We start from the raw sequence: 24,814 nt of genomic DNA, 5'->3' as shown, positions 1-24,814 counted from the left end.
CGCCCCGGTCGGGGAGTCCTGTGAAGAAACGCCCTCAGAGGGGGCGAATGTTCTCGGCCTGCAGGCCCTTGGGGCCCTGCGCCACATCGAACTCGACGCGCTGGTTCTCGTCGAGCGAGCGGTAGCCGGAGGACTCGATGGCGGAGTAGTGCGCGAACACGTCGGCGCCTCCGTCGTCAGGGGAGATGAAGCCGAAGCCCTTCTCCGAGTTGAACCACTTGACCGTGCCCTGGGTGCTCATGTACTGCCGTTCTGCTGGTGTTGACGCCGAAGCAGGGGTGCCCCGACACGGCTAACGCTAGTGGAGGCGGGCGCTGGCGGAAACGGGCAGAACGAAGAAGGTAACCCAAATGTTGCACGCCGGTCACGCGGCGAGCGCGGCGGATGGCACCGGAGAAATGGTGTGGCCCTCACCGCGGGGGGAGCGATGAGGGCCAGAAGACGACCGGAGGGTGCGTCGGATACAGCCTAACCCGAGATCTCGATTCTTGTCCCCCATTTGGGGGACAAATTTCAAAATTCGTGGCAAGATGGCACGATAGCGGCCCCCTCGAATAGCCCATTGGGGACTGAACTACTCGAGGGGGCCCAATCGCATGTGCGGATCGCTGGCTCTGGGGAGAACCGGCCGTCTTCTGGGGTAAGACGGAGGCGATCGTTCCCGGTGCACATGCACCTTCACCATAGGGGAGGATGAGCGGCCGCGTCCATGGTCCGAAGACCACGGATCGCGGCCCGTGAAGGTCGGGGAACGACGCCGCTGGGGCCGCTAACGCCTCGCCCCCTCGGCGTCAACCCCGTCGACCCATTCGACCGACTCGCGCAGAGTGGTTCCTCCGAACGAAGGAGGATGACATGGGCATCGATGACAAGGCGAAGAACGCGGCGGACAAGGTCGCCGGACACGTCAAGGAGACCGCCGGAAAGGTCACCGACAACGAGAAGCTCGAGGCCGAGGGCCGGGCGCAGCAGGCGAAGGCCGACGTGAAGAAGGCCGCCGAGAACGTCAAGGACGCGGTCAAGGAGTAGCCCCGGACGACCAGGGATGCTGTCATGACCCGCTTCGGGGTCGAGGAGGAGTACTTCTTCCTCGACCCCGACTCTCTCGCCCCCACGGCGTCGGCGCTGCGCGCGAAGCGCGTTCTGACGGATGCCGGACACCCCGGCGCCTTCACCAGCGAGTTCCTCACCTGCCAGCTGGAGTACGCCACGTCGCCGTTGCGCACGGTCGATGAGGCTCGTGCGCAGCTCACCGCTGCGCGCATGGCGGCTGCCGAGTTCGCCGCAGGAGAGGACTGCGTCCTCGGTGCGGTCAGCACGCCGTTCGGCACCGGCGACGCGCACGTGTCACCGTCGACCCGCTACCGGGAAGTCGCTCGCTGGCTGGCCGACATCGCCGGTGGCCATCACGTGTGTGGCTGCCACGTGCATGTCGAGATCGAGGATCCGGAAGCGCGAGTGCGGGCCCTGAACCGCTTGCGCCCGTGGCTCCCCGTCCTCCTGACGCTCGCCGGCAATTCGCCGTTCTGGCATTCCCGGATCACCGGGTTCCGCAGCTGGCGGACCGTCATGATGCGGCGGCTGCCGACCATGGGCTGCCCGCCGATGTTCCGCGATCACGCGCATTACCGACGCCACCTCGATCAGCTCATGCGTCTGCGCGCGTCGCCGGACGCGGCATCCCTTGCGTGGGCGGCGCGACTGTCGGATCGATTCCCGACGGTCGAGGTCCGGGTGTTCGACACCCAGCTCGACCCGGACGACGCCCTGCTGCTGGCCGCGCTGGTGCGTGCGATCCTGGTCGCCGAGGATCTCGCCGTCCTTCCTCTCGACACCGATCTCATCGACGCGACGCTGTGGATGGCCGCCCGAGAGGGACTGAATGCGGCCCTCATCGACCCGGTCACCGGGGAATCGTCCAGCGCCCGCATGCTGATCCAGGATCTTCTTCTTCTCCTCCAGCCGCACCTGGAAGAGGCCGGCGACGACGAGTTCGTCCTGGACAGGATGGCTTTCCTGCGCGCCGACGGCACCGGCGCCGACCGGCAGCTCGCCGCCCTGCGCGCAGGCGGAGTGCCCGGCCTCGCCGCCCTGCTGGGCGGGAGGACCGGGCACTCGTCGCACGCGGCGTGATCAGGCGACGGCGTAGATCGCGCCGGTGATGATCAGGGTGACCAGGGTCGTCCAGCCGATGATCGCGATGCCCTGCCAGATGAGGATGCGCGCCCTGCCGATGCCGGCGGCGGCGAGCATGGTCGCCGTGAACTGGGTGGGCAGCAGCAGGGGGCCGAGCAGGCTGACCCCGGGGACGCCGTAGCGCTCGAGCGCACGCTGCAGCTTGGCGCGCCGTGCCGCCTTGCGCTCGCTCTCGTCCGCTTCGCCCTCGATGAGCACGGGTGCCGCCGGGCCCCCGGAGCTCACCGCGACGGCTTCGCGGGCCTGCACCTTCGCGTGGTGCCTGCTCACGACGGCGTTGCGCGCTCCGGCACTGAGGAACACCAGGACCGCGACGCAGATGAAGTTTCCGAGGATGGCCGCGATCGCCGCCACCACCGGTGGGATGCCGCCGATGATGCCGATCGCTGCGGCACCCTCGCCCTCGATGAACGGGACTGCCCCGGCCGCCGCGACGATGAGCGGCTGGATGAACTCGGGCACCTGGGCCACGAGGTCCTGGAAGGTTTCGATGAGGTTCATGCTCTGCTCCTGTGTGGGGGCCGCAGCGGCGGTTCCGCTCGGCATGACATCAGTCCATCGCGGCCGGCCGATTCGGATAAGTGCCGGTGCGTCATCACTTCCCCTGCGTCTCTCACGGCCCAGGGGTGACAACTGTCATGGCCGTAATGTGGACGGCATGGATGCCGGAACCGCCACGAGTGCGCGACGACTCGCACGGGGGATCACCGCGACGTGGTGGTACACGGCATCCGCCGTCATCGGCTTCGAGCTGCTCGTCGTCTTCCTGCTCACCCTGGCTGCCCTTTCACGGCCGAGTACCGGCCTGGGCGGCGTTCTCATCGTGACGCTGGGCGGCATCGCATGGTGGGGTGCGACGCTGGCGCTGCTGTTCCAGTACCGCCACCGGGACGACACGGCGGGCATCGGAATGCGGCAGCGCATCCTCGTCCCGCTCGCCATCGCAGCGATCTACGCTGTGGGTGCGGGACTGACCACCGGGATGTGGATCGCAGCCGGGGTCGCCGTCCTGCAACCATTGGTGCTGCTGAACTGGCCGCGCGGCGTGCGACTGCGTCTCGTGGTCGCGGCGACGGTGGCGCTGATCGGATTGTGGATCGTCGATCAGCGCACCACGACCTTGGACGCGGTCGGCCAGTCCACCTGGTGGACGCTCGCCGTCTTCGCGATCCTGCTCCCGGCGATGTCGGTCACCTCACTCTGGTGGTGGGACGTGCTCATCACGCTCGACCGCGCCCGTGCCGCCGAATCGCGCCTCGGCGCCACGCAGGAGCGGCTGCGGGTCGCGACCGACGTGCACGACCTGCAGGGGCATCATCTGCAGGTCATCGCCCTGCAGCTCGAACTCGCCGAGCGCCTGATGGCGAAGGATTCCGATGCCGCGCTGGAGCAGATCCGACTCGCGCGAACCAGCGTCGACGAGGCGAGGCAGGGTACGCGCGACCTCGCGCTGCAGTTCCGTTCCGTCCCGCTGCGCGACGAGATCGCGAACGCCGTGGACCTGCTGCGCGCTGCCGGCACGTCGGCTGAATCGTCGGTGGATGCCGCAGCCGACGCCGCCCCGGCATCCGTCCTGGGTCCGGTGATCCGTGAGACGACCACGAACGTCCTGCGTCACGGCGGCGGGTCGTGGGCCCGGCTGTCGCTCACGCGTATCGGCGACGCGTGGCGGTACGAGATCTCGAACGACGCCGCCGCCTCGACGGTCGAGAGCGGCGACGGCTCCGGGCTGGACGGGATCGCACGGCGTGCCGCCGAGGTCGGCGGGACCGTGGATGTCGATCGAGGACGATCCGAGTTCACCGTCGTCGTGACCGTACCGGAGGCGACCCGATGATCCGCGTGCTCGTGGCCGATGACGAGGCGATGATCCGATCGGCGATCGCCGCTCTGCTGAACCTCGAGGACGACATCGAGGTCGTGGCGGAGTGCGCGAACGGACTCGAAGCCGTGGACGAAGCCGTCCGCCTCACCCCCGACATCTGCCTGCTCGATCTGGAGATGCCCGGCCTCGACGGGGTCGAGGTCGCCGAGCGCCTGAGCCGCCTGGTCGCGACCCGATGCATCGTCGTGACCCGCCACGCGCGACCCGGTGTGCTGCGGCGAGCGCTGGCCTCAGGCGTCTCGGGCTTCCTGCCGAAGTCGCGCGGCGCGGATGAGGTGGCCGAGGTGATCCGGCGCGTCGCCGCCGGCGCGCGCTACGTCGACCCCGAGGTGGCCGCCGACGCACTCAGCGATGAGCGCTCTCCGCTCACGGACCGCGAGCTCGACGTCCTGCGCGCCGGCCGCCGCGGCGAGACGACCGGTCAGATCGCGCGAGCGCTGTCGCTCGCCCCTGGCACCGTGCGCAATCATGTGTCGACCGTGCTCGGCAAGCTCCACGTCGCCACGCGTCAGCAGGCGGTCCTCCTGGCCGAGGAGCGCGGCTGGATCTGATTCGGCCCGATCCGGGGACGGATGCAGGGACGATGCCCGGGTGTCAGCGCAGAAGCCCGCCGATCCCCTGACATCCGGGCATCGTCCCGACATCCGTCCCGTGGGCCGACATGGCCGCGTCACAGCACCGTCGTGCCGAACAGGCTTCCGACGAGGTAGGTCGCGGCGAGCGCCAGTGCTCCGCCGATCATCGTGCGGACGACGGCCCTTCCGCGGTTCGCGCCGCCGATCCAGGCTGCCACGTAGCCGGTGACGGCGAGCGCGATCAGGACCGTGACGAAGGTCAGGCCGATTCGCAGCGGGTGCGGTGCGAGCAGGATCGTCGCCATCGGCAGCAGTGCCCCGAGAAAGAACGCGATCGCCGAGGCGAAGGCCGCATGCCACGGGCTGACGACGTCATCCGCGTCGATGTTGAGCTCGGCCGAGAGGTGGGCGGCGAGCGGATCGTGCGCGGTGAGCTCTTCCGCGACCTGCGTGGCCGTCTCGCGTCGGAGGCCCTTGGCCTCATAGAGTCCGACCAGCTCGGTGAACTCGGCATCCGGATCCTCCGCCAGCTCGCGCTTCTCCTTCGCGATCAGCGCGCGCTCGGAGTCCCGCTGGCTCGAGACCGACACGTACTCGCCGAGCGCCATCGAGATCGCGCCTCCGACGAGGGCCGCCGCTCCGGCGATGAACACCGGCGCGACCTCGGCAGTGGCGCCGGCGACGCCGACCACGACCGCAGCCGTCGAGACGATGCCGTCGTTGGCGCCGAGCACGCCGGCGCGCAGCCAGTTCAGCCGCTGGGAGAGGCCCTGCTCGTGCGGTTCGTCCGCGTGGGCACCGGGGACCTGGTCCGTGCTCATCCGCCCTCCGTCCGTCCCGCCCGATTGTGTCGCACTCCCGGTCCGATTTCGAGCACCAGCGCGATCAGCGGTCCAGGATCGCCCTGGTGGATGCCTCGGGTCGAAGATCCAGGCGACGCAGCAGTTGCGCGTTCAGCGCCACGACGATCGTCGACAGCGACATCAGGATCGCGCCCACCGACATCGGCAGCACGAAACCGATCGGCGCGAGCACGCCGGCGGCGAGGGGAACCGACAGCAGGTTGTACCCGGCTGCCCACCACAGGTTCTGCTTCATCTTGCGGTAGGCGGCGCGCGACAGCTCGATGACCGACAGCACGGACCGCGGATCGTCGCTGGCGAGGATCACTCCGGCCGAGGCGATCGCGACATCCGTTCCGGCGCCGATCGCGAGTCCGACGTCGGCCTGCGCCAGCGCCGGGGCGTCGTTCACCCCGTCGCCGACCATCGCGACCTTGCGGCCCTCGCGCTGCAGCCCCTGCACGGTCGCGGCCTTGTCCTCCGGGCGCACGCCGGCGAAGAACCGGTCGACCCCGAGCTCGTCGGCGACCGAGCGGGCGACGGCCTCGGCATCCCCCGTGATCATGACGACCTGGACCCCGAGCGCGTGCAGTGCGTCGATCGCATCCCGCGATTCGGGGCGGACCTCATCGGCGAGCTTGAGGGCGCCGACGACGGCGCCGTCGCGCAGGACGTGCAGGATGATCGCGCCGTCGTTGCGCCAGGCGTCCGCGACCGCGAGCTCTCGGGCCCCTTCCTCGGTGAGCAGGTGGGGGCCGCCGACTCGAACTGTCGACCCGGAGACCGTCGCGGTCACGCCGACGGCGGGGGAGGAGGCGAAGTCGCGGCTTTCGGGAACGGCGAGTCCGCGCTCGGCTGCGCTGCGGACGATCGCCCTCGCGAGCGGGTGCTCGCTGTCGGCCTCCGCGGCGGCGGCCAGCGCCAGCACTTCGTCCGCGTCCTGACCGTCGACGACCGAGATCTCGCTCACGACGGGCTCCCCCTTGGTGAGCGTTCCGGTCTTGTCGAACAGGACGGTGTCGACCGTGCGCATGCTCTCCAGCGCGAGGCGGTCCTTCACGAGCACTCCGCCGCGTGCGGCCCGCTCCGTCGCGATCGACACGACCAGCGGGATGGCGAGACCGAGCGCATGCGGGCAGGCGATCACGAGGACCGTGATCGTGCGGATCACGGCTTCGTCCGGCATCCCGACGAGCGTCCAGACCAGGGCCGTGAGGATGCCGGCGCCCAGCGCGAACCAGAACAGCCAGCCGGCCGCGGTGTCGGCCAGGCGCTGTGCGCGCGAGGACGAGTTCTGCGCTTCGGTCACCAGACGCCGGATGCCGGCGAGCGCCGTGTCCTCGCCCGTCGCCGTCACCTCGACGCGCAGACCGGAGTCGGTGGCCACCGTGCCGGCGGTCACGTCGTCGCCGATACCGCGGGTCACGGTGCGGGACTCGCCCGTGATCATCGACTCGTCCATCGCGGCGCGGCCGTCGACGATGCGGCCGTCGGCGGGGATGCTCCCGCCCGGACGCACCACGACGACATCGCCGACGACGAGATCGGTCGGGGAGACCGCCACGACCTCACCGCCCTCGACGCGCTCGGCCTCATCGGGAAGGAGCGCCGCGAGCGAGTCCAGCGCCGAGGTCGTCTGCGCCAGCGAGCGCATCTCGATCCAGTGCCCCAGGAGCATGATGACGATCAGCAGGGCGAGCTCCCACCAGAAGTCGAGCTCGTGATGCAGGATGCCGAGGGTCGCGCCCCAGGAGGCGATGAACGCCACGGTGATCGCGAGGCCGATCAGGAGCATCATGCCCGGCTGGCGGGCGCGGAGTTCGCTCACGGCACCGGTGAGGAACGGGCGGCCGCCCCACACGTACATCACGGTGCCGAGGATCGGCGACACCCACGTCAGGCCGGGGATGTCGGGGAGCGAGTACCCCAGGATCATCGCGAACATTCCGGAGAGCGCGACGGTCGGGACAGCGAGGACGAGCATGATCCAGAACAGCCGACGGAACTGGCCGACGTGATCCGCGTGCCCGGAGTGCCCCGCATGCCCGCCTGGAGCACCGTGCTCCGCATGCTCGCCGTGGCCTTCATGATCGTGCGCGTTCTGCATGATGCATCCTTTCCGGCTCTCGTGATCCTCCGACGGCGAGATCGTGCGGGCTCCGAGGAGTCCCGCACGATCGTCTCAGGTCACGCCGCCGTGACGTATTTCGCGGGGTCGGCGTCGAACTTGGGCGCGCACCCTGCACAGCAGAAGTAGTACCGCTCGCCCTCGTAGTCCCGGTACAGACCGGCCGCCTCGGCATCCGCCTTGGCGACCGAACCGCCCATGACGACGCATTCGGCGACGTCAGCGGTGTTCGAAGCGAGCAGGTCTTTGCGGCCTGCCGCGTCGACTCCGGCGCTTCCTCCGACGCTGCAGCAGGATCCGGCTGATGTCTCGGACATGGGGTGTTCCTCTCGATGATGGAGTCCGGCGATGATGATCGCCGGCGAGTCAGGCATCCGTCGCCTGGCTGCGGAAGGACCGCAGGCGCAGGCTGTTGCCGACGACGAACACGCTGGAGAACGCCATGGCGGCTCCCGCGAGCATGGGATTGAGCAGGCCGAGCGCCGCGAGCGGGATCGCCGCGACGTTGTACGCGAAGGCCCAGAACAGGTTGCCCTTGATCGTGCCGAGCGTGCGGCGCGACAGCCGGATCGCGTCCGCCGCACTGCGCAGATCGCCGCGGACCAGCGTGATGTCACTGGCCTCGATCGCGACGTCCGTGCCGGTGCCCATCGCGAGCCCCAGGTCGGCCTGCGCGAGGGCGGCGGCGTCGTTGACGCCATCGCCGACCATCGCGACGACCTTCCCCTCGGCCTGCAGCCGGGTGACGACGTCGACCTTGTCGGCCGGCAGCACTTCGGCGATCACCGTGTCGATGCCGACCTCGGCCGCGATCTGCTCGGCGGCGGCGCGGTTGTCCCCGGTGAGCAGGATCGGCGTGAGACCGAGGGCCTTCAGCTGGGCGATCGCCTGAGCACTCGTCGGCTTCACGGCATCCGACACCACGAGGATGCCGCGGGCCAGACCATCCCAGCCGACGGCGATCGCGGTGCGGCCCTGCCGCTCGGCCTCGCTCTTCGCAGCGGCGAGATCGGCAGGGAGGGGCTGCGCCCAATCGGCCAGCAGGGATTCGCGCCCGACGAGCACGGCGTGTCCGTCGACGATGCCCTGCACGCCCTTGCCCTCGATGTTCGTGAAGCCCTCCGGCACGGGAAGCGTGCCGAACTCCTGGGTGGCCGCCTTGGCGATGGCCTGCGCGATGGGGTGCTCCGAGGCATCCTCGAGGGCGCCGGCGAGCCGCAGCAGGTCGGCGGGATCGACGCCGTCCGCGGTGTGCACGCCGATGAGCGTCATGCGCCCCGTCGTGACCGTGCCGGTCTTGTCGAGCACGATCGTGTCGACGTTGCGGGTCGATTCGAGCACCTCGGGGCCCTTGATGAGGATGCCCATCTGCGCGCCGCGTCCCGTTCCGACCAGCAGGGCGGTCGGAGTGGCGAGGCCGAGCGCGCACGGGCACGCGATGATGAGGACTGCGACGGCGGCGGTGAAGGCGGCGGATGCCGGGAATCCTGCGCCCAGCCATGCGCCGAGCGTCACGATGGCGATCGCGATGACGATGGGCACGAAGATTCCGGACACCTTGTCGGCGAGACGCTGCACGTCGGCCTTGCCGGACTGCGCGTCCTCGACGAGCTTGGCCATCTGCGCGAGCTGGGTGTCCGCGCCGACGCGGGTGGTGCGGACGACGAGGCGGCCGCCGGCGTTCACGGTCGCGCCGGTGACGGCATCTCCCTCGCCGACCTCGACCGGGACGGATTCGCCGGTCAGCATCGAGGCGTCGACCGCGGAGGTTCCGGAGACGACCACGCCGTCGGTGGCGATCTTCTCGCCAGGGCGCACGATGAATTCATCGCCCACGGTCAGGTCCGTGATCGGGATGCGGATCTCGACGCCGCCCCGCAGCACGGCGACGTCCTTCGCGCCGAGTTCGAGCAGGGCGCGCAGCGCCGCTCCGGCCTGGCGCTTCGAACGCTTCTCGAAGTAGCGACCGGCGAGGATGAACGTCGTCACTCCGGCGCCGACCTCGAGATAGATGTTCGCGGCGCCGTCGCTGGGGGCGACGGTCAGCTCGAATGCGTGGGTCATGCCGGGGACGCCGGCGGTTCCGAAGAACAGCGCGTACAGCGACCACGCGAACGCCGCGATCGTGCCCATCGAGATGAGCGTGTCCATCGTGGCGGCACCGTGGCGGAGGTTCATCCAGGCGGCGCGGTGGAACGGCCAGGCGCCCCACACGATGACCGGAGCGGCGAGCGTGAGCGACAGCCACTGCCAGTAGGGGAACTGCAGCGCGGGGATCATCGCCATCGCGATGACGGGCACCGTCAGCACGGCCGACACGATCAGGCGGTTGCGCAGCCCGGTCAGCTCGGCATCCGGAGCGTCCTCGCCCTCGGCGCTGCCGGTGTCGACAGGCGGGGCGGGGAGCTCGGCGGTGTATCCGGTCTTCTCGACCTCGGCGATGAGCAGCGCGGTGTCGAAGCCGGCCGGGGCCGTCACCTTGGCCTTCTCGGTCGCGTAATTCACGGTGGCCGTCACGCCGTCGAGCCGGTTGAGCTTCTTCTCGATGCGCATGGCGCAGGAGGCGCACGTCATGCCGCCGATCTCCAGCTCGACGCTGGCGACGTCGCTCGTCGTGTCGCTCATGTGTGGCTCCTCAGGGCTGAATCGGATGAGTGTCAGTGTCCGCCGTGTTCGTCGTCGCCATCTGACCCGTGGTCGGACGCGGTGCCGGATGCCGCGGCATCCAGGACGAACTGTGCGGTGCGGACCTGCCCGTCGACCTGGAAGTCCAGGTAGAGCAGGTAGCGGCCGGCGGACGGGACGCCGGCGGTGAAGTCGACCGTGGGGCCCGCGGTGTCGCCGGCCTGCGGCTCGTCGCCGTGGGCGTGGACGTGCAGGTAGGCGAGGTCTCCGTCGCGGAGGGCGACGAGGTGCCCGAACGCGCCCAGGTACGGTTCGAGCGTCGTGACGGGTTCTCCGTTTCGAGTGACCTCGACCGTGAGTGCGCTGTCGGCTCCGGCGACCAGATCACCGGAGATCGCGACGTCGAAGCCGTCGACGGATGCGGTCGTGATGACCTCGTTCGCCGGACTCGGCGTGAAAGTGCCCGCGACGTCCACGGTGCGCGACAGCGTCACGGCAGTGCCGTCGGAGACGAAGTCGGTGTAGACCCGGTAGGTGCCTGCGGCATCCCAGGTCCAAGGCAGCGACCAGACGCCGGTCGCGGCATCCAGCTCGGGGTGCACGTGACGGTACTCCGTCCCGTCGTTTCGGACCACGATGAGGTGCAGCTGCTTGCCGTGGACCGTGTCGTAGGCCGTGACGGGCTCGCCGTCGGCGGTGAGGATGCGGAACGCGAGCTCGCCGTCGGCGCCTGCGGCCGCCGGGGCGGCGATGGGGGCGAGGGTGAATCCGGATGCCGAGATCGTCACGCCGGTCACCTCCTGTTCCTTCTGTTCTGTGTCTGCGGGTTCCTGCTGCTCGGCTGCGTGGCCGGTGTCGTCCGCATGGCTCGCCTGGCTCCACGCGGCGACCGTGCTGTCGGGCACGATCGCGCCGGCGGCCACGTAGGCGGCGCCGAACGCGACCACGAGGCCGGCGCCGTAGAGACCCAGGCGGCCTGCGGTGTTCATCAGGCGCGCACCGCTGCGTATCCGGCCTCGTCGACGGCGGCGATGATGGCCGCGTCGTCCACGGGGGCGTCGCTCGTGACGACCAGCTTGCCGTCGGAGGCGCTGACCTGGATGCCGGTGACGCCGGCGACCTGCCCGACCTCGCCGCGGACGGACATCTCGCAGTGGCCGCACGTCATTCCGGTGACCTGGTATTCGGTGGTGCTCATGGCGCTTCCTCTCGTCTCGTTCAGAGTACCCAGGAGGGGTATGTGATTGATCCAACCCTATACCCATGGGGGGTATTCCCGTCAATCCGTTGGGGTTCATCGAAACGGCTGCTAGCGTGTCTGCCGAGGAGGTTGCGGATGCGTGGTTCGACGTCGTTGCGACGGCTCATACCGTTCGCGATCGCGACCGCACTCCTCATCGCGGGACTGCTCGGGATGCATACGTTCACCGCCGCCCCCGGAGGGCATTCCGCGGTCTCCGCTGCTCACACGACGCATTCAGTCGAGCACCTGAGCGGCACTGCGTCCACGGAGAATGCGGCGGACTGCGACGGGACGTGCCTCACGGCGCCGGCCGGCCACGACGAGATGCAGACCGCCTGCGTGCTCGCGCTCCTGTTCGGTCTGCTGCTCGTGATCGCGCCGACCCTTCGGCATCGCCTCACCCCGACCTTGCAGCTCGCTTCGGTGACCGCGCGCTGGCGATCGCGGAGCGCGCGACCGCACCCGCCCTCCCTCATCGTCCTGTCGATCAGTCGCACCTGAGCACTCGGTTCCGGCATCACCGCCGGCGCAGCGTCGTGCCCGCACGGCGCTGTCGTACCGACCCCTCACTCGACAGATTCGAAGGAACCATCATGAAGAAAATGCCCCTCGCTCTGAGCACTGGTGTGCTCGGGCTCTCGCTCGCCCTCAGCGGCTGCGCTGACGCAACGCCCCCGCAGGACGATTCCGCACCGTCTGCGCAGCCGTCGGCCAACGCGGCCGACGAGATGTTCGTGACGATGATGATCCCCCATCATCGTCAGGCGATCACGATGTCGGAGGTCGCTCTCTCGAAGGACGTCATCGACCCCCGAATCGCTGCTCTCGCTCAGCAGATCAAAGACGCTCAGGGACCCGAGATCGAGACCATGCGCGGCTGGCTCGACGACTGGGGTCTCGAAGAGGACGCCATGGGCGGCATGGATCACGGTTCATCCGGAGACGGAATGATGAGCGACGACGACATGGCCGCGCTCGAAGCGGCGGATGCCGAGACCGCCGGGCTGCTCTTCCTCGAGCAGATGATCGTGCACCACGAAGGAGCCGTGCAGATGGCGGAGGACGTCCTCGATGCCGGGCAGGACCCGGATGTGCTCGAGCTCGCTCGCCGCGTGATCGACGATCAGGCAGCGGAGATCGCGACCATGCGGAGCCTGATCGACGAGCTGTCATGACCGGTCGGCTCGTACGGCGTGGGGCCCTGTCTGCCGTTTTCGCCGGCTCGGTCTTGGTGCTCGGCGGGTGCACGACCGCGGTGACGTCCGAAACGGAGGCTCCGCGGCTCGAGCACGTCCACGCCATCGCTCCGTCCCCGGGCGACGACACCCTGCTGATCGCATCCCACAACGGGATCTTCGAGCTCACGCCCGCCGGCGACCTCGAAGGGCCGCTCGGCGGACACGTGTTCGACGCCATGGGCTTCGCCGTCGTCGGCGACGCGCTGTACGCGTCAGGGCATCCCGGTGATGCCGGCTCGGCGGATTGGGGCGCACCGAATCTCGGCCTGATCCACAGCGACGACACGGGTGAGACCTGGCAGGCGGTCGCTCTGAGTGATCGAACGGACTTCCATGCGCTCGCTGCCGCACCGGACGGCTGGGTGTTCGGTATCCCGTCGGACGGTACCGGTCTCCTGGTCGGTGCGGACGAAGGAAGCCAGTGGGCGCGAGGGGGTCTCCCGGACGCCGTCGACCTGGTCGCGACCGATGCAGCGCTGTTCGCCGCCACAGAAGACGGGCTGCTGTCGAGCGTCGACGGAGGTTCGACCTTCGAGGCCGTCCCGGATGCGCCCGTCCTGTACGCCATCGACGCGCACCCGGAGGGTGCGTTGGCGGGCGTCGGAACCGACGGGACGATCTGGGTGGAACGCACCGCCGGAGCGTGGGAGCGCGTCGAACGCACCGAGGGTGCTGCGCAGGCCTTCGCGGTGGATGGCGACCGCTACCTGGTGGTCGACGATCGCGGCGTCGTCGAGGTCACGGAGCGGGGGACGAAGGTTCTCCTCAGTCCCGTCGTCGCGACAGCCGGCTGAGTCGGCGGCCGGAAACAGAACTGGCCCGGTTTCCAAAACGGAACCGGGCCAGTTTCCTCGACGATGTGCGGCTAAAACACAACAACACCATGTGGTGCGCGAGGGGGGACTTGAACCCCCACGTCCTTGCGAACACTGGCACCTGAAGCCAGCGCGTCTACCTATTCCGCCACTCGCGCGAGCGTCTCGTTCCGAAGAACTCAACTTCCCGAGGATATCACGCGTTCTGACGGTCGGTGAAACCGGCGGCAGCCGACGCCCGGCTCGCGCGACGCGCCACCACCACATCACCGCAAACGCGCGGCCGGAAGGCGTTCACTCAGGACACCTGACTACGATGGCCGTACCAGTCGGCATGCCAGAGGAGCCCCGTGGGACTACTTGACAGCTTTGAGAAGGGTCTCGAGCGCGCTGTGAACAGCGCCTTCGCGAAGACCTTCCGCAGCGGCATCCAGCCGGTGGAGATCGCCTCCGCCCTGCGGCGCGAGGCCGACACCAAGGCCGCGATCGTCAGCCGCGATCGCATCATCGCCCCCAACAACTACCTCGTGCGCCTCAGCCCCGACGACACCGAGCGGATGCATTCGGTCGGCCGTCCCCTCATCGACGAACTGCTGGCGCTGGTCACCAAGCACGGCAAGACCCAGGGCTACAGCTTCGCCGGCCCGCTCTCCATCGCCCTCGAGGCGGACGAGAAGGTCGCCACCGGCACCGTCCGGGTCAACTCCTCGACCGTCGAAGGCCGCGTCACCTGGCAGGCCGTCGTCGACGTCGACGGGCGCCGCCACTCGATCGCCCGCTCGCGCACGGTCATCGGGCGCGGCAGCGACGCCGACATCACCATTGCGGATGCCGGGTCGAGCCGCCGCCATGCCGAGATCCTCTGGGACGGCGAGCGCGCCATGATGCGCGACCTCGGTTCGACCAACGGCACCAAGGTCAACGGACAGAAGGTCCGCGAAGCGCGCCTGGAATCCGACACCACCATCACGATCGGGCGCACCGATCTGGTGTTCCGGATCGTCCCCGTGACCTCGCCGCAGCGCCGGGACGACGACGCGACGCGCGCGTTCGGGGTGAGTCCATGAGCACTCCCAGCGAACTCGTCCTCCTCCTGCTGCGCATCGGATTCCTTATCCTGCTGTGGTTCTTCGTCTTCGGCGTCGTCTACTCGCTGCGCTCCGATCTGTTCGGAGTGCGCGCGCGCAAGCTCCCCGCCGAAGCGGCCGCCGCACCTGCACCGGCACCCGCGGCGGCCTCGACCCCCGCGACCACCCCGGCATCCGGCGTCCCCGCCAAAGCATCCGCGGTCAAGCCTGGTGCCCCGGCGACCGCCACCAGCGCCGGTCGCCTCGTGATCACGTCGGGCCCGAAGGCCGGCATGGAGATCCCGCTCGGCAGCGAACCGATGACGATCGGACGATCCAGCGAATCCGGTCTCGTCATCCGCGACGACTACACGTCCAGTCACCACGCGCGCCTGATGCTGCGCGGCGGCACCTGGACCATCCAGGACCTCGACTCCACGAACGGCACGTATCTCGACGGCAAGCGACTCTCCAGCGGCCCGGCCGTGATCGGCATCGGCATCCCGGTCAAGGTGGGCGCCACGACCTTCGAACTGCGAGCCTGAGCGCGGCATGGTCTTCGAGGGCTCGAGCGCCGCGATCTCCCACACCGGGAAGGTCCGCTCCAACAACCAGGACTCCGGTTTCGCCGGAGCGAACCTGTTCGCCGTCGCCGACGGCATGGGCGGCCACGCCGGCGGCGACGTCGCCTCGAGCATCGCGATCCAGCGCCTCGCGCCCCTGGACACCACGTACGCGACGACCGACGACGCGCAGGCTTCGCTCCAGGCGGCCGCGACGACCGCAGCAGGCGACCTGATCCGCGCCGCCAAGGACCGGCCGGAGCTCGCCGGCCTCGGCACGACCGTCAGCGCGATCATCATGGTCGACGAGTACGCCGTCATCGGCCACATCGGCGATTCGCGCATCTATCTCTTCCGCGACGACGAACTCACCCAGATCACCGCGGACCACACGTTCGTCCAGCGCCTCGTCGACTCCGGCCGCATCACGCCGGAGGAGGCGCGCTACCACCCCCGGCGCTCGGTGCTCATGCGCGTGCTCAGCGACATGGACAACGACCCCGAGCTGGACATGTTCGTCATGCCCACCCTGCCGGGCGACCGCTGGCTGCTGTGCTCCGACGGCCTCTCCGGCGTGGTCGACGAGTTGCACGTCGCCAAGGTCATGCGCCAGGGCCTCGCCCCGGGGCGCACCGCAGACACCCTGCTCAAGCAGGCGCTGGACGGCGGCGCCCCCGACAACGTCACGATCGTGCTGGTCGACGTCGGCGGACAGCATCCGCTCTCCTCCGGCACCGCGACCATCGTCGGCTCGGCATCCAACCCGTCCGGCATCCTGGTCCCGGCTGCCCGCGCCGGCCGCAGCAGCTGGCTGCACCCCGTGCGGCAGGCGGCCAACGAGCCGACGCACTTCGAACCGGCCGCCGACTACCTCGAAGAGCTCATCGAAGAGGACAAGCGCCGCGCGAAGCGCCGGCGCGCCGGCTGGATCAGCGCCCTGCTCGTCGCCATACTGGCGCTCGTGGGCGCCGGCTTCCTCGCCTACAACTGGACCCAGACGCGCTACTTCGTCGGCGCCGACGAGGACAGCGTCGTGATCTTCCAGGGCGTGCAGCAGAACATCGGCCCGATCGTCCTGTCGACGGCCATCGAGGACACCGACATCCTCCTCGCCGACCTGCCGCCGTATCAGCGGGCGTCCGTCGAGCGCACGATCAACGCCCGATCCCTCTCGGATGCCGAGGCCATCGTCGAGCGCCTGCAGGCCGGCGCGGATGCCGTCAAGGCCGACGAGGCTCGGCAGACCGCCACCCCGACGCCCACTCCTGCCCCCACCACGGATGGGGGGACACCGTGAGCACCGACGTCGCCGCCGACACCGCGGTCATCAAGGCTCTCAAGAAGATGCGCCTGCCGCAGACGCAGCGCAACCGGGAGTTCTGGCTGCTGCTGTTCGCGTGTGCGCTCAGCGGCGGCGCCCTCACCCTGGTGCAGCTCGGGGCGCTGGGCGCATTCGACCCGATGATCCTGCTCATCGGCGGCGGCCTGGCCGTGCTGGTGTTCGCGCTGCACATCGTGCTGCGGATCGTCGCCAGTGACGCCGACCCGTTCGTCGTCCCGATCGCCACGCTGCTCACCGGCCTCGGCATCGCGATGATCTACCGCATCGACCTCGCCAGGAACCTCACCGGCTGGAACGCCTACTCCTCGAAGCAGCTGGCGTGGACCGCCATCTCGATCGCCCTCGCGATCGCTCTGGTCATCGCGCTGCGCAACTATCGGGTGCTGTTCCGCTACACCTACCTGTTCGGCCTCGCCGGAATCATCCTGCTGCTGCTGCCGTTCGTCCCGGGCCTGCGGGTCACCGACGCCAACGCCGACGTCTGGGTGTCCCTCGGCGGGTTCATCTCGTTCCAGCCCGGCGAGCTCGCGAAGCTGTGCCTGGCGATCTTCTTCGCCGGATACCTCGTCCGCACGCGAGAGAGCCTGACCTCGGTCGGCACCCGCTTCCTCGGGATCACGTGGCCGCGCGCCCGTGAGCTGGGCCCGGTCATCGTCGTCTGGCTCATCTCGCTGGGCATCATCGTCTTCCAGCGCGACCTCGGCACCGGTGTGCTGATCTTCGGCATGTTCATCGCCATGCTCTACGTCGCCACCGGAAAGACGAGCTGGGTCGTCATCGGCCTCGGCCTCGTCGCGGTCGGCGTCTTCCTCGCCACGCAGATCCTCAGCTACGTGCGGGGCCGCTTCACGAACTGGCTCTACGCGTTCGACCCGAGCGTGGTCGACCCCCAGGGCGCCGGGTTCCAGATCCAGCAGGGCATCTTCGGCCTCGCCCATGGCGGGCTCATCGGCACCGGCCTCGGGATGGGCCGTCCGCAGGTCACACCGCTCGCGCACAGCGACTACATCATCCCGAGCCTCGGCGAGGAGCTCGGGCTCGTGGGCATCTTCGCGATCCTCAGCCTCTACATGGTGTTCATCAGCCGCGGCATCCGCATCGGCATGGCCGGCCAGGACGACTTCGGCAAGCTGCTCGCGACCGGCCTGTCGTTCACGATCGCCCTGCAGGTGTTCATCATGGTCGGCGGCGTCACGCGATTGATCCCGCTGACCGGTCTCACGACCCCGTTCCTCGCCGCCGGCGGCTCGTCGCTCGTCGCCAACTGGCTGATCGTCGCGCTGCTGCTGCGCATCTCCGACGGCGTGCGCCGCCAACCGAGGGTGGTGATCGGCTGATGACCAAGGAACTCCGTCGCCTCAGCATCATCATGCTGGCCATGTTCCTGTCGCTGTTCATCGCGACCAGCTGGATCCAGGTCGTCGAGGCCGACGCCCTCGCCCAGAACTCGAACAACAGACGCACGCTGCTCGACAGCTACGAGATCCAGCGCGGGTCGATCATCGCCTCCGGCGCGCCCATCGCGTACTCGACGCCGACCGACGACACCTACGCGTTCCAGCGGGTCTACACGGATGCCGCGATGTGGGCGCCCGTCACCGGCTACTTCAACCCGGCGCTGCGCTCCGCCACCGGCCTCGAGCGGGCCATGAACGCCGAGCTGTCCGGTACCGGCGCCGGCGCGTTCTTCTCCGAGATCGAGCGCATCGTCTCCGGCCAGCCGCAGACCGGCTTCAGCGTGGAGCTGTCGTTGGATGCCGAGGTGCAGCGCGTCGCCTACGAAGCGCTGAACGGGCTGCAGGGGGCCGTCGTCGCGATCGAGCCGTCCACGGGACGCGTCCTCGCCCTCGCCTCCTCGCCCAGCTACGACACCAATCAGCTCGCCTCGCACGACGTCGCCGCGGTGAACTCCACGTACGAACAGCTCGAGGCCGCGGCGGACAACCCGCTCTACAACCGGGCCATCGCCGGCAGCCTCAACCCACCGGGGTCGACTTTCAAGCTCGTCACCGCCTCGGCCGCGTTCTCGACGGGCGACTGGACCCCCGAGTCGACACTGCCGAACCCCGCCAGGTACACGCTCCCCGGCACGAACCAGCAGATCGCGAACTCCGGCGGCGGAACGTGCGGCCCCGGTGAGACCGTCTCAATCGCGGATGCGATCCGGCTCAGCTGCAACATCCCGATGGCGCAGCTCGCGGTCGCGGTCGGCGAGGATGCGATGCGCGAGACCGCCGAGGCGTACGGGTTCGACATGTCGTTCGACACTCCGACGCCGTCGACGGCGTCCACGTACCCCCACGGCCTCAGTGACGACAAGGTCGCGCTCACCGGATTCGGCCAGGGCGACGTCCGCGCGACGCCGCTGCAGATGGCGATGGTGTCGGCGGGACTCGCCAACAACGGCGTCGTGATGAACCCGCGGATGGTGGACGCCGTGATCGGCGACGACCTGTCCGTCCAGACGGCGTATGAGAACACCGAGTTCGGCCGAGCCGTCGATGAGTCCGTCGCGCAGTCCGTGACCGACGCCATGGTCGCGAGTGTCGCTTCCGGTGCCGCGTCTAATGCGAGAATAGACGGGGTCGATGTCGCCGGTAAGACGGGTACAGCCGAGAACGGCGACACAGAGCCGTACACATTGTGGTTCACAGGTTTCGCCCCAGCGGATGATCCGCAGGTGGCGGTGGCAGTCGTCGTCGAAGACGGCGGTGGTAAGGGTCAGTCCGGATCCGGCAATTCGATTGCCGCTCCGATTGCGAAGAAGATCATTGAGGCGGTGCTGAACAAATGAGGCCGACGCAGGGTGTGTCGTTCGGTGGACGGTACGAGCTTCTGTCGCGAATCGCGATCGGCGGCATGGGCGAGGTCTGGGAGGCCACCGATCACGTGATCGGGCGTACGGTCGCCATCAAGATCCTCAAGGACGAGTACATGGGCGATCCCGGGTTCCTCGAGCGCTTCCGCGCCGAGGCCCGCCACGCCGCACTCGTCAACCACGAGGGCATCGCCAGCGTGTTCGACTACGGCGAGGAGAACGGCAGCGCCTATCTCGTCATGGAGCTGGTGCCCGGTGAGGCGCTCTCCACTGTCCTCGAGCGCGACGGCGCGCTCAGCGCCGACAAGACGCTCGACATCGTCGCGCAGACGGCCGCTGCGCTGCAGGCGGCGCACGCCGCCGGCCTCGTGCACCGCGACATCAAGCCGGGAAACCTGCTGATCACGCCCGACGGTCGCGTCAAGATCACCGACTTCGGCATCGCCCGCATCGCCGACCAGGTGCCGCTGACGGCCACCGGCCAGGTGATGGGCACCGTGCAGTACCTGTCGCCCGAGCAGGCGTCCGGTCACCCGGCATCCCCGGCCACCGACATCTACTCGCTCGGCATCGTGGCGTACGAGTCCCTGGCGGGCAAGCGCCCGTTCACGGGCGAGTCGCAGGTCGCGATCGCGATGGCGCAGATCAACGAGCAGGCGCCCCCGCTGCCGCCGACCGTGCCGATCCCGGTGCAGAACCTCGTCATGGCGATGATCGCCAAGAAGCCGGCCGACCGACCGAGCTCGGCGGCGACCGTCGCGCGTGCCGCGCAGGCGCTGCGGCGCGGAGACCTGAACTCCGCCGCGATCGCCGTTCCTGCCATCGCCACCGGCGGCATCGCCGACGATGCGACGCGCATGATGGACTCCGCGGGCGACGACGCCACCCGCATCCTCACGACGACCGCAGCCCTCGAGACCGATGATGCGGTCGAAGAGAAGAAGAAGAAGCGCAGCCCGTGGACATGGCCGCTGATCGCGCTCATCGTGATCCTGCTGCTCGCCGTCGGAGGCACCATTTGGGCGCTGCTGTCCGGCGACCCGGAGGATCAGCCCACGACGCCGCCGCCGTCCTCGCCGACCCAGACGCCGCCGCCCACGACTCCGCCGCCCACCGAGGACCCGCGGGTCAACGTCGGCGAACTGGGTCTGGTGGGCATGACGTGCGACGCGGCCGTCCAGGCCGCGCAGGCCGCTGAGCTCGACGCCAGCTGCGTCACCGGCAACACGCCTGCCGCCTCGCCCGAGCAGGTCGGAACCGTGCAGAGCGTCGAGCCCACCGGCATGGTCGACCCCGGCACGCCCCTCACCCTCACGCTGTTCGCCGACGTCGTCGCGGTCAACCCGCCGGAGTCGGCTCCGACGCTCTCCGGCGATGCCATCGCCGGAGAGAAGGTCACGCTGAACTGGACGAACTACACGTGCCCGTCCGGCGTCCCCGCGCTGAGCGCCTACGAGGTCACTATCACGAACGCGACGTTCGCCGACGGCACCACGACCCGCAGCTTCACGCCGGCCGAGCGCAGCGCCGAGATCACGATCGGCGCCGACACCGCCGGTCAGAACGTCACGGCGACGTACCAGGCCTTCTGCGGTGCGGACCGCGCCTCCGGAGCATCCCCGCAGATGACGGAGCAGATCCAGGCTCCGCCCACCCCGGCGCCCGGCAACGGGCAGGACGAGGGCGGCGCGGACGCCGGCGGCGAGGCAGACGCGGGCGCCGACGCTGAAGGGTAGCCTTAGTAGGCAGTCAGCCGTCGTCAACGCAGGGGGGTCCTACGTGTCCACAGAGCAGCGTGTCCTCGCGGGCCGTTACCGCGTCGACCAGCTCATCGGTCACGGTGGCATGGCGAAGGTGTACCGCGGCTACGACCTGACGCTGGGTCGGGATGTCGCCATCAAGGTGCTCGACCCGGAGCTCGCCCGCGACACCGCGTTCCGCACGCGGTTCCGTCTCGAGGCGCAGGCCGCGTCGCGCATGTCGCATCCGTCCATCGTCCGCGTCTTCGACGCCGGCGAGGACGACTCCGCCGCGCAGCCCGTCCCGTACATCGTGATGGAACTCGTCGAGGGAACCCTGCTGAAGGCGATCATCGCCGACGGTCCCGTTCCGGCCGCGGATGCCGTGCGCTACGTCGACGGGATCCTGGAGGCGCTGGAGTACTCGCACAAGGCCGGCGTGATCCACCGCGACATCAAGCCGGGCAACGTCATGGTGACGCCCAAGGGTCAGGTCAAGGTCATGGACTTCGGCATCGCCCGTGCGGTGTCCGACTCCTCGTCCACCGTCGCCGAGACGACTCAGATCATCGGCACGGCCGCCTACTTCTCGCCCGAGCAGGCCAAGGGCGAGCCCGTCGACGCACGCACCGACCTGTATTCGACGGGCGTGGTGCTGTACGAGCTGCTCACCGGACGCCAGCCGTTCCGCGGCGATTCCCCGGTCGCCGTCGCGTACCAGCACGTCAGCGAGACGCCGGTGCCGCCGACCGAGGTCAACGAGCTCTCGCCCGGTGCCCTCGACCCGATCGTGCTGCGGGCCCTGGCGAAGGACCCGTACCAGCGGTATCCGGATGCCGTGAGCTTCCGTTCCGCGCTGGACACCGCGTTCGGCGGCAAGGCGCCGAGCAAGAAGCAGATCGGCGCGCTCACCAGCGAGCTCTACGGGCCGAGCCCTCGTGCCGCGCAGGAGACGGCCCGCACGCTGCGTCAGCTCTCCAGCGACACGACGATGACGCGGACCCAGTCCGGTCCGCCGGTCGCCTGGATCTGGGCCGGCGTCGCGCTGCTCGCCGTGCTGCTGGCATCGGTGCTGTTCTGGGTCGTCACGGTGCAGGGCCCGAGCGTCGAGAGCTCGTCGCGGACGATCCCCGACCTCGTCGACGTCAGTTCGGAGCGCGCGCAGGAGGCCCTGGAGGAACTCGATCTCGTGGCCACCCTCGTGGTGGAGCCGAGTTCGGACATCGCCGAGGGCAACGTCACCAGAACCGACCCCGAGGCCGATACCACGGTCGCCCAGGGCGCCGAGGTCACGGTGTACGTGTCCAGCGGTGCGGAGATGGTCACCGTGCCGCGGCTCGTGACGATGTCGCAGACGGATGCCGAGAAGTCGCTGAAGGATGCCGGGCTGCAACTGGGCACGATCCGCCAGGTCAACGACAAGGATCAGGCCGCCGGGTTCGTGCTCGAGGCCAGCGAGGAAGAGGGTGCCGAGGTGGCGCCCGGCACGACGGTGGATCTCGTCGTCGCGAGCGGATCGGTCACCCTGCGCGACTTGACCGGCTTCACGCTGGATGCCGCGACCGAAGAACTGGAGACCCTCGGTCTGTCGGCCGTTCCCACCGCCGACACCAGCTGCTCGGCTGTCGACCCGGCGACGGTGACCTCGATGTCGCTGGCACCAGGCGACGTGCCGGTGCACTCGACCGTCGAGCTGCGTTACTGCTCGGGCGAGTAGCCGCCGAGCGGGGTGAGACCGGCTGCGCGGGCCACGGCATCCGGATCGCCGACCTGGGCGAGCCAGTTGGCGAGCAGGCGGTATCCGCCCTCGGTCAGCACGCTCTCGGGGTGGAACTGCACACCGAGGACCGGCAGTGATCGGTGCGCGATCGCCATGACCGTGCCCTGCTCGGCCCGCGCCGTGACGACCAGTTCGTCCGGAAGATCGGCTTCGGCGAGGGCGAGCGAGTGGTAGCGTCCGGCGGCGAAGGGCGACGGGATGCCGTCGAACAGCGCCGAGGAGTCGTGGGTGACCTGGGAGACCATGCCGTGCATGAGCTCCGGCGCCTCTGCGACCTCGACCCCGAAAGCGGCCCCGATCGCCTGGTGGCCGAGGCAGACGCCGAGCACGGGCATCCGCCGCTCGATCGCCCGCTCGACGACCGCCACCGAGGCGCCGGCGTCGCGCGGCCGGCCGGGACCGGGAGACAGCAGGACGGCATCGACGCCGGCGAGCAGCTCGTCGATGCCGCTGGCCTCCACGGCATCCGCTTCGACGACCGTCGTGACGGCACCGAGCTCGTGCAGATAGCCGATGAGGGTGTGCACGAAGCTGTCGTGGTTGTCGACCACGAGAACCCGCACGGTCATTCCAGGTCGACCTCGCCCGGCGTGATGATCGGCGCGATCCACGGGAACACGTAGAAGAACAGCCCGTAGAGGACCGCCGCGACGAGCACGAGCAGGAAGAACACCCGCAGCCACCAGGGGCCGGGGAGGATGCGCCAGAGTGCTGCGTACATCAATTGCTCCTCATCGTGATGGGGCTGCGACCTGGGCCACCGGGGCCATGGATTCCGGGGCGCCCTCAGCGCGGGGCTGGAAGCCCTCGTACACGGCATAGGCGATGATCCGCTCGGCGAGCGAGTACAGCGGTGAGCAGGCGGTCAGGGTCAGATAGCGTTCGCCCGTCTCGGCACCGGGCATCTGCGGGACGTCGAGCAGCACGTCGACCTGCGAGGGGGTGACGTACTCGAGAGTGCGGAAGCGGTACGTGTACCAGCCCTCCTGCGTCTCGACCACGATCGCGTCGCCCAGGCGCAGCTTGTCGATCCGGTTGAGCGGCGCTCCCCAGGTCGTGCGATGTCCGGCGACCGAGAAGTTGCCGACCTGGCCCGGCATCTTCGACTGGTCGTAGACGCCGATCCAGCCGTGATCGAGCGTGACGGGACGTGACGTCCCACCGGCGATCGCGACGTTGTAGTCGTCGCCGAAGCGGGGGATGCGCATCTGCGCGAGATACTCGCCCGCTCCCGGGTGCTCGAGGAGAGGCGGCTCGTACCAGGTCTCGCCGTCCTCGGTCTCGACGACAGGCGGCGGCTCAGGGGGCGGTTCGTTCTCCCACTCGGCGGTGACGGCGGCGCCCTCGGAGTTCTGCTGTGCGCCGATGATGATGTCGCCGATCCACATCTGCCAGGCGACGAACAGCATGACCAGCACGCCGGCCGTGAGCAGCAGTTCCCCGAGCACGCTCGTGAATGTCGCGCGAGGGCGCTGACGTCGACGGCGCGCACGACGAGTCTCGGGCACGGCGGAAGCAGTCACAGGCGCGATCCTATCCGCTCCGCGTGTACGACCGCCGGGAGGACGTGGGTGTTATCGGGCCTCATGGGTAGAATGGCCCCATGGCACGAGACCGCAAGAGCGAAGAACCCGTCGTCGAGCGCGCTGACGGCGAGCAGGCGCCCAACCCCGTGTGGTTCAAGCCCGTCATGGTCGGCTTCATGCTGCTCGGGCTCGTCTGGATCCTCGTCTTCTACATCTCCGGTATGCAGTGGCCGATTCCCGGCATCCAGTCCTGGAACCTCGCGATCGGCCTCGGCATCGCGCTGATCGGCTTCCTCATGACCACGCGCTGGCGCTGACGCCTCGCGATCGTTGCAGAAGAACCCCCTCACCGACACGGTGAGGGGGTTCTTTCGTCTGTTCGGAAGAAAGTTATCCACAGGCTCATCCACAGGCTGGGGAGAATTACACCGG

26 protein-coding genes and 1 tRNA gene are annotated in these 24,814 nt (G+C 69.2%); 15 read left to right on the top strand and 12 right to left on the bottom strand.

Features of this window, described 5'->3' with window-relative positions; genetic code table 11:
* Positions 1–34 precede the first annotated feature (34 nt).
* A complete protein-coding gene (locus tag ACI7YT_RS00330) occupies positions 35–241 on the bottom strand; it encodes a cold-shock protein (RefSeq protein WP_046014597.1) in 207 nt (68 codons plus the stop codon).
* A gap of 614 nt (positions 242–855) precedes the next feature.
* On the opposite strand from ACI7YT_RS00330, the gene ACI7YT_RS00325 reads away from it, so the two are divergent.
* Positions 856–1,029, top strand: a complete 174-nt coding sequence (locus ACI7YT_RS00325) for a CsbD family protein (protein ID WP_406248118.1) — start codon at positions 856–858, stop codon at positions 1,027–1,029.
* Positions 1,030–1,053: 24 nt separating this feature from the next.
* Positions 1,054–2,133 carry a YbdK family carboxylate-amine ligase gene (locus tag ACI7YT_RS00320; protein WP_406248117.1) on the top strand — a complete coding sequence of 360 codons (1,080 nt, stop codon included), beginning with the start codon at positions 1,054–1,056 and terminating at the stop codon, positions 2,131–2,133.
* Here ACI7YT_RS00320 and ACI7YT_RS00315 read toward each other — a convergent pair whose 3' ends face one another.
* Positions 2,134–2,697, bottom strand: a complete 564-nt coding sequence (locus ACI7YT_RS00315) for a small multidrug efflux protein (RefSeq protein WP_406248115.1) — start codon at positions 2,695–2,697, stop codon at positions 2,134–2,136. It lies immediately after the preceding gene.
* Between the two features lie 157 nt (positions 2,698–2,854).
* Between ACI7YT_RS00315 and ACI7YT_RS00310 the strand changes: the two genes are divergently transcribed.
* Together ACI7YT_RS00310 and ACI7YT_RS00305 are read left to right on the top strand one after the other, a co-directional pair.
* Positions 2,855–4,033, top strand: coding sequence for a sensor histidine kinase (locus ACI7YT_RS00310; RefSeq protein ID WP_406248113.1), 1,179 nt, complete (start codon positions 2,855–2,857; stop codon positions 4,031–4,033).
* Complete coding sequence (locus ACI7YT_RS00305; RefSeq protein ID WP_406248111.1) at positions 4,030–4,632, top strand: response regulator; 603 nt, start codon at positions 4,030–4,032, stop codon at positions 4,630–4,632. Before ACI7YT_RS00310 ends, ACI7YT_RS00305 begins: the two co-directional genes overlap by 4 nt.
* 119 nt (positions 4,633–4,751) lie before the next feature.
* Here the strand turns inward: ACI7YT_RS00305 and ACI7YT_RS00300 are convergent, their stop codons facing one another.
* The 6 genes from ACI7YT_RS00300 to ACI7YT_RS00275 all read right to left on the bottom strand — a co-directional run bounded on the left by ACI7YT_RS00300 (position 4,752) and on the right by ACI7YT_RS00275 (position 11,449).
* Positions 4,752–5,477, bottom strand: a complete 726-nt coding sequence (locus tag ACI7YT_RS00300) for a VIT family protein (protein WP_406248109.1) — start codon at positions 5,475–5,477, stop codon at positions 4,752–4,754.
* 64 nt (positions 5,478–5,541) lie between these two features.
* Positions 5,542–7,605: a heavy metal translocating P-type ATPase gene (locus ACI7YT_RS00295; RefSeq protein ID WP_406248107.1), complete on the bottom strand. Its 2,064-nt coding sequence runs from the start codon at positions 7,603–7,605 to the stop codon at positions 5,542–5,544.
* A gap of 80 nt (positions 7,606–7,685) precedes the next feature.
* A complete protein-coding gene (locus tag ACI7YT_RS00290) occupies positions 7,686–7,943 on the bottom strand; it encodes a YHS domain-containing protein (protein WP_406248105.1) in 258 nt (85 codons plus the stop codon).
* A 49-nt stretch (positions 7,944–7,992) separates the two neighbouring features.
* Positions 7,993–10,251, bottom strand: a complete 2,259-nt coding sequence (locus ACI7YT_RS00285) for a heavy metal translocating P-type ATPase (RefSeq protein WP_406248104.1) — start codon at positions 10,249–10,251, stop codon at positions 7,993–7,995.
* Between the two features lie 32 nt (positions 10,252–10,283).
* Positions 10,284–11,240, bottom strand: a complete 957-nt coding sequence (locus ACI7YT_RS00280) for a heavy-metal-associated domain-containing protein (RefSeq protein WP_406248102.1) — start codon at positions 11,238–11,240, stop codon at positions 10,284–10,286.
* Complete coding sequence (locus ACI7YT_RS00275) at positions 11,240–11,449, bottom strand: heavy-metal-associated domain-containing protein (protein ID WP_406248101.1); 210 nt, start codon at positions 11,447–11,449, stop codon at positions 11,240–11,242. Before ACI7YT_RS00275 ends, ACI7YT_RS00280 begins: the two co-directional genes overlap by 1 nt.
* A 138-nt stretch (positions 11,450–11,587) precedes the next feature.
* On the opposite strand from ACI7YT_RS00275, the gene ACI7YT_RS00270 reads away from it, so the two are divergent.
* The 3 genes from ACI7YT_RS00270 (at position 11,588) to ACI7YT_RS00260 (ending at position 13,526) form a co-directional block, all read left to right on the top strand.
* The gene (locus ACI7YT_RS00270) at positions 11,588–11,995 is read left to right on the top strand and encodes a DUF6153 family protein (protein ID WP_406248099.1); all 408 of its coding nucleotides are present in this window, start codon (positions 11,588–11,590) and stop codon (positions 11,993–11,995) included.
* A gap of 92 nt (positions 11,996–12,087) precedes the next feature.
* Positions 12,088–12,669 (top strand): DUF305 domain-containing protein, encoded by a 582-nt coding sequence (locus ACI7YT_RS00265; RefSeq protein WP_406248097.1) that lies wholly within the window; start codon positions 12,088–12,090, stop codon positions 12,667–12,669.
* Complete coding sequence (locus tag ACI7YT_RS00260) at positions 12,666–13,526, top strand: F510_1955 family glycosylhydrolase (protein ID WP_406248096.1); 861 nt, start codon at positions 12,666–12,668, stop codon at positions 13,524–13,526. Before ACI7YT_RS00265 ends, ACI7YT_RS00260 begins: the two co-directional genes overlap by 4 nt.
* 92 nt (positions 13,527–13,618) lie before the next feature.
* Here the strand turns inward: ACI7YT_RS00260 and ACI7YT_RS00255 are convergent.
* Positions 13,619–13,705: transfer RNA gene (locus tag ACI7YT_RS00255), tRNA-Leu, on the bottom strand.
* A gap of 192 nt (positions 13,706–13,897) precedes the next feature.
* Here ACI7YT_RS00255 and ACI7YT_RS00250 point away from each other — a divergent pair.
* The 7 genes from ACI7YT_RS00250 to pknB are packed head-to-tail and all read left to right on the top strand — an operon-like array spanning position 13,898 to position 22,793.
* Entirely contained in the window at positions 13,898–14,614 is a 717-nt protein-coding gene (locus tag ACI7YT_RS00250; protein WP_406248094.1) for an FhaA domain-containing protein, read from the top strand.
* Positions 14,611–15,159 (top strand): FHA domain-containing protein, encoded by a 549-nt coding sequence (locus tag ACI7YT_RS00245; protein ID WP_406248092.1) that lies wholly within the window; start codon positions 14,611–14,613, stop codon positions 15,157–15,159. The genes ACI7YT_RS00250 and ACI7YT_RS00245 overlap by 4 nt, the downstream gene beginning before the upstream one ends.
* A 7-nt stretch (positions 15,160–15,166) precedes the next feature.
* On the top strand, positions 15,167–16,474 hold the full coding sequence (locus ACI7YT_RS00240) for a PP2C family protein-serine/threonine phosphatase (RefSeq protein WP_406248090.1): 1,308 nt from the start codon (positions 15,167–15,169) through the stop codon (positions 16,472–16,474).
* Positions 16,471–17,856 (top strand): FtsW/RodA/SpoVE family cell cycle protein, encoded by a 1,386-nt coding sequence (locus ACI7YT_RS00235; RefSeq protein ID WP_406248089.1) that lies wholly within the window; start codon positions 16,471–16,473, stop codon positions 17,854–17,856. Before ACI7YT_RS00240 ends, ACI7YT_RS00235 begins: the two co-directional genes overlap by 4 nt.
* Entirely contained in the window at positions 17,856–19,313 is a 1,458-nt protein-coding gene (locus ACI7YT_RS00230; protein WP_406248087.1) for a peptidoglycan D,D-transpeptidase FtsI family protein, read from the top strand. The genes ACI7YT_RS00235 and ACI7YT_RS00230 overlap by 1 nt, the downstream gene beginning before the upstream one ends.
* Positions 19,310–21,073, top strand: a complete 1,764-nt coding sequence (locus ACI7YT_RS00225) for a serine/threonine-protein kinase (RefSeq protein WP_406248086.1) — start codon at positions 19,310–19,312, stop codon at positions 21,071–21,073. Before ACI7YT_RS00230 ends, ACI7YT_RS00225 begins: the two co-directional genes overlap by 4 nt.
* Positions 21,074–21,116: 43 nt before the next feature.
* Entirely contained in the window at positions 21,117–22,793 is a 1,677-nt protein-coding gene (gene pknB, locus ACI7YT_RS00220) for a Stk1 family PASTA domain-containing Ser/Thr kinase (protein WP_406248084.1), read from the top strand.
* On the opposite strand, the gene ACI7YT_RS00215 is transcribed toward pknB, so the two are convergent.
* From ACI7YT_RS00215 to ACI7YT_RS00205, 3 genes are read right to left on the bottom strand one after another with little or no spacing between them, the layout of a single operon-like run.
* On the bottom strand, positions 22,775–23,425 hold the full coding sequence (locus tag ACI7YT_RS00215; RefSeq protein ID WP_406248083.1) for an anthranilate synthase component II: 651 nt from the start codon (positions 23,423–23,425) through the stop codon (positions 22,775–22,777). The genes pknB and ACI7YT_RS00215 overlap by 19 nt on opposite strands.
* Positions 23,422–23,577 (bottom strand): hypothetical protein, encoded by a 156-nt coding sequence (locus tag ACI7YT_RS00210; RefSeq protein ID WP_376175967.1) that lies wholly within the window; start codon positions 23,575–23,577, stop codon positions 23,422–23,424. Before ACI7YT_RS00210 ends, ACI7YT_RS00215 begins: the two co-directional genes overlap by 4 nt.
* Positions 23,578–23,587: 10 nt before the next feature.
* Positions 23,588–24,379 (bottom strand): class E sortase, encoded by a 792-nt coding sequence (locus ACI7YT_RS00205; RefSeq protein WP_406248081.1) that lies wholly within the window; start codon positions 24,377–24,379, stop codon positions 23,588–23,590.
* Between the two features lie 80 nt (positions 24,380–24,459).
* Here ACI7YT_RS00205 and ACI7YT_RS00200 point away from each other — a divergent pair, with 80 nt between their 5' ends.
* Complete coding sequence (locus ACI7YT_RS00200; RefSeq protein ID WP_406248079.1) at positions 24,460–24,699, top strand: cell division protein CrgA; 240 nt, start codon at positions 24,460–24,462, stop codon at positions 24,697–24,699.
* The last annotated feature ends 115 nt before the right edge of the window (positions 24,700–24,814 follow it).

Source organism: Microbacterium sp. M, assembly GCF_045181065.1.
Taxonomy (GTDB): domain Bacteria; phylum Actinomycetota; class Actinomycetes; order Actinomycetales; family Microbacteriaceae; genus Microbacterium.
Note: the sequence above shows the minus strand (reverse complement) of the source record. Positions and strands in the feature narration are given on the sequence as shown.

What these genes read in the sequence shown, in the direction of transcription:
- ACI7YT_RS00330 (WP_046014597.1), bottom strand. Translation starts at nt 241, where the DNA reads ATGAGCACCCAGGGCACGGTCAAGTGGTTCAACTCGGAGAAGGGCTTC.
- ACI7YT_RS00325 (WP_406248118.1), top strand. Translation starts at nt 856, where the DNA reads ATGGGCATCGATGACAAGGCGAAGAACGCGGCGGACAAGGTCGCCGGA.
- ACI7YT_RS00320 (WP_406248117.1), top strand. Translation starts at nt 1,054, where the DNA reads ATGACCCGCTTCGGGGTCGAGGAGGAGTACTTCTTCCTCGACCCCGAC.
- ACI7YT_RS00315 (WP_406248115.1), bottom strand. Translation starts at nt 2,697, where the DNA reads ATGAACCTCATCGAAACCTTCCAGGACCTCGTGGCCCAGGTGCCCGAG.
- ACI7YT_RS00310 (WP_406248113.1), top strand. Translation starts at nt 2,855, where the DNA reads ATGGATGCCGGAACCGCCACGAGTGCGCGACGACTCGCACGGGGGATC.
- ACI7YT_RS00305 (WP_406248111.1), top strand. Translation starts at nt 4,030, where the DNA reads ATGATCCGCGTGCTCGTGGCCGATGACGAGGCGATGATCCGATCGGCG.
- ACI7YT_RS00300 (WP_406248109.1), bottom strand. Translation starts at nt 5,477, where the DNA reads ATGAGCACGGACCAGGTCCCCGGTGCCCACGCGGACGAACCGCACGAG.
- ACI7YT_RS00295 (WP_406248107.1), bottom strand. Translation starts at nt 7,605, where the DNA reads ATGCAGAACGCGCACGATCATGAAGGCCACGGCGAGCATGCGGAGCAC.
- ACI7YT_RS00290 (WP_406248105.1), bottom strand. Translation starts at nt 7,943, where the DNA reads ATGTCCGAGACATCAGCCGGATCCTGCTGCAGCGTCGGAGGAAGCGCC.
- ACI7YT_RS00285 (WP_406248104.1), bottom strand. Translation starts at nt 10,251, where the DNA reads ATGAGCGACACGACGAGCGACGTCGCCAGCGTCGAGCTGGAGATCGGC.
- ACI7YT_RS00280 (WP_406248102.1), bottom strand. Translation starts at nt 11,240, where the DNA reads ATGAACACCGCAGGCCGCCTGGGTCTCTACGGCGCCGGCCTCGTGGTC.
- ACI7YT_RS00275 (WP_406248101.1), bottom strand. Translation starts at nt 11,449, where the DNA reads ATGAGCACCACCGAATACCAGGTCACCGGAATGACGTGCGGCCACTGC.
- ACI7YT_RS00270 (WP_406248099.1), top strand. Translation starts at nt 11,588, where the DNA reads ATGCGTGGTTCGACGTCGTTGCGACGGCTCATACCGTTCGCGATCGCG.
- ACI7YT_RS00265 (WP_406248097.1), top strand. Translation starts at nt 12,088, where the DNA reads ATGAAGAAAATGCCCCTCGCTCTGAGCACTGGTGTGCTCGGGCTCTCG.
- ACI7YT_RS00260 (WP_406248096.1), top strand. Translation starts at nt 12,666, where the DNA reads ATGACCGGTCGGCTCGTACGGCGTGGGGCCCTGTCTGCCGTTTTCGCC.
- ACI7YT_RS00245 (WP_406248092.1), top strand. Translation starts at nt 14,611, where the DNA reads ATGAGCACTCCCAGCGAACTCGTCCTCCTCCTGCTGCGCATCGGATTC.
- ACI7YT_RS00240 (WP_406248090.1), top strand. Translation starts at nt 15,167, where the DNA reads ATGGTCTTCGAGGGCTCGAGCGCCGCGATCTCCCACACCGGGAAGGTC.
- ACI7YT_RS00230 (WP_406248087.1), top strand. Translation starts at nt 17,856, where the DNA reads ATGACCAAGGAACTCCGTCGCCTCAGCATCATCATGCTGGCCATGTTC.
- ACI7YT_RS00225 (WP_406248086.1), top strand. Translation starts at nt 19,310, where the DNA reads ATGAGGCCGACGCAGGGTGTGTCGTTCGGTGGACGGTACGAGCTTCTG.
- ACI7YT_RS00215 (WP_406248083.1), bottom strand. Translation starts at nt 23,425, where the DNA reads ATGACCGTGCGGGTTCTCGTGGTCGACAACCACGACAGCTTCGTGCAC.
- ACI7YT_RS00210 (WP_376175967.1), bottom strand. Translation starts at nt 23,577, where the DNA reads ATGTACGCAGCACTCTGGCGCATCCTCCCCGGCCCCTGGTGGCTGCGG.
- ACI7YT_RS00200 (WP_406248079.1), top strand. Translation starts at nt 24,460, where the DNA reads ATGGCACGAGACCGCAAGAGCGAAGAACCCGTCGTCGAGCGCGCTGAC.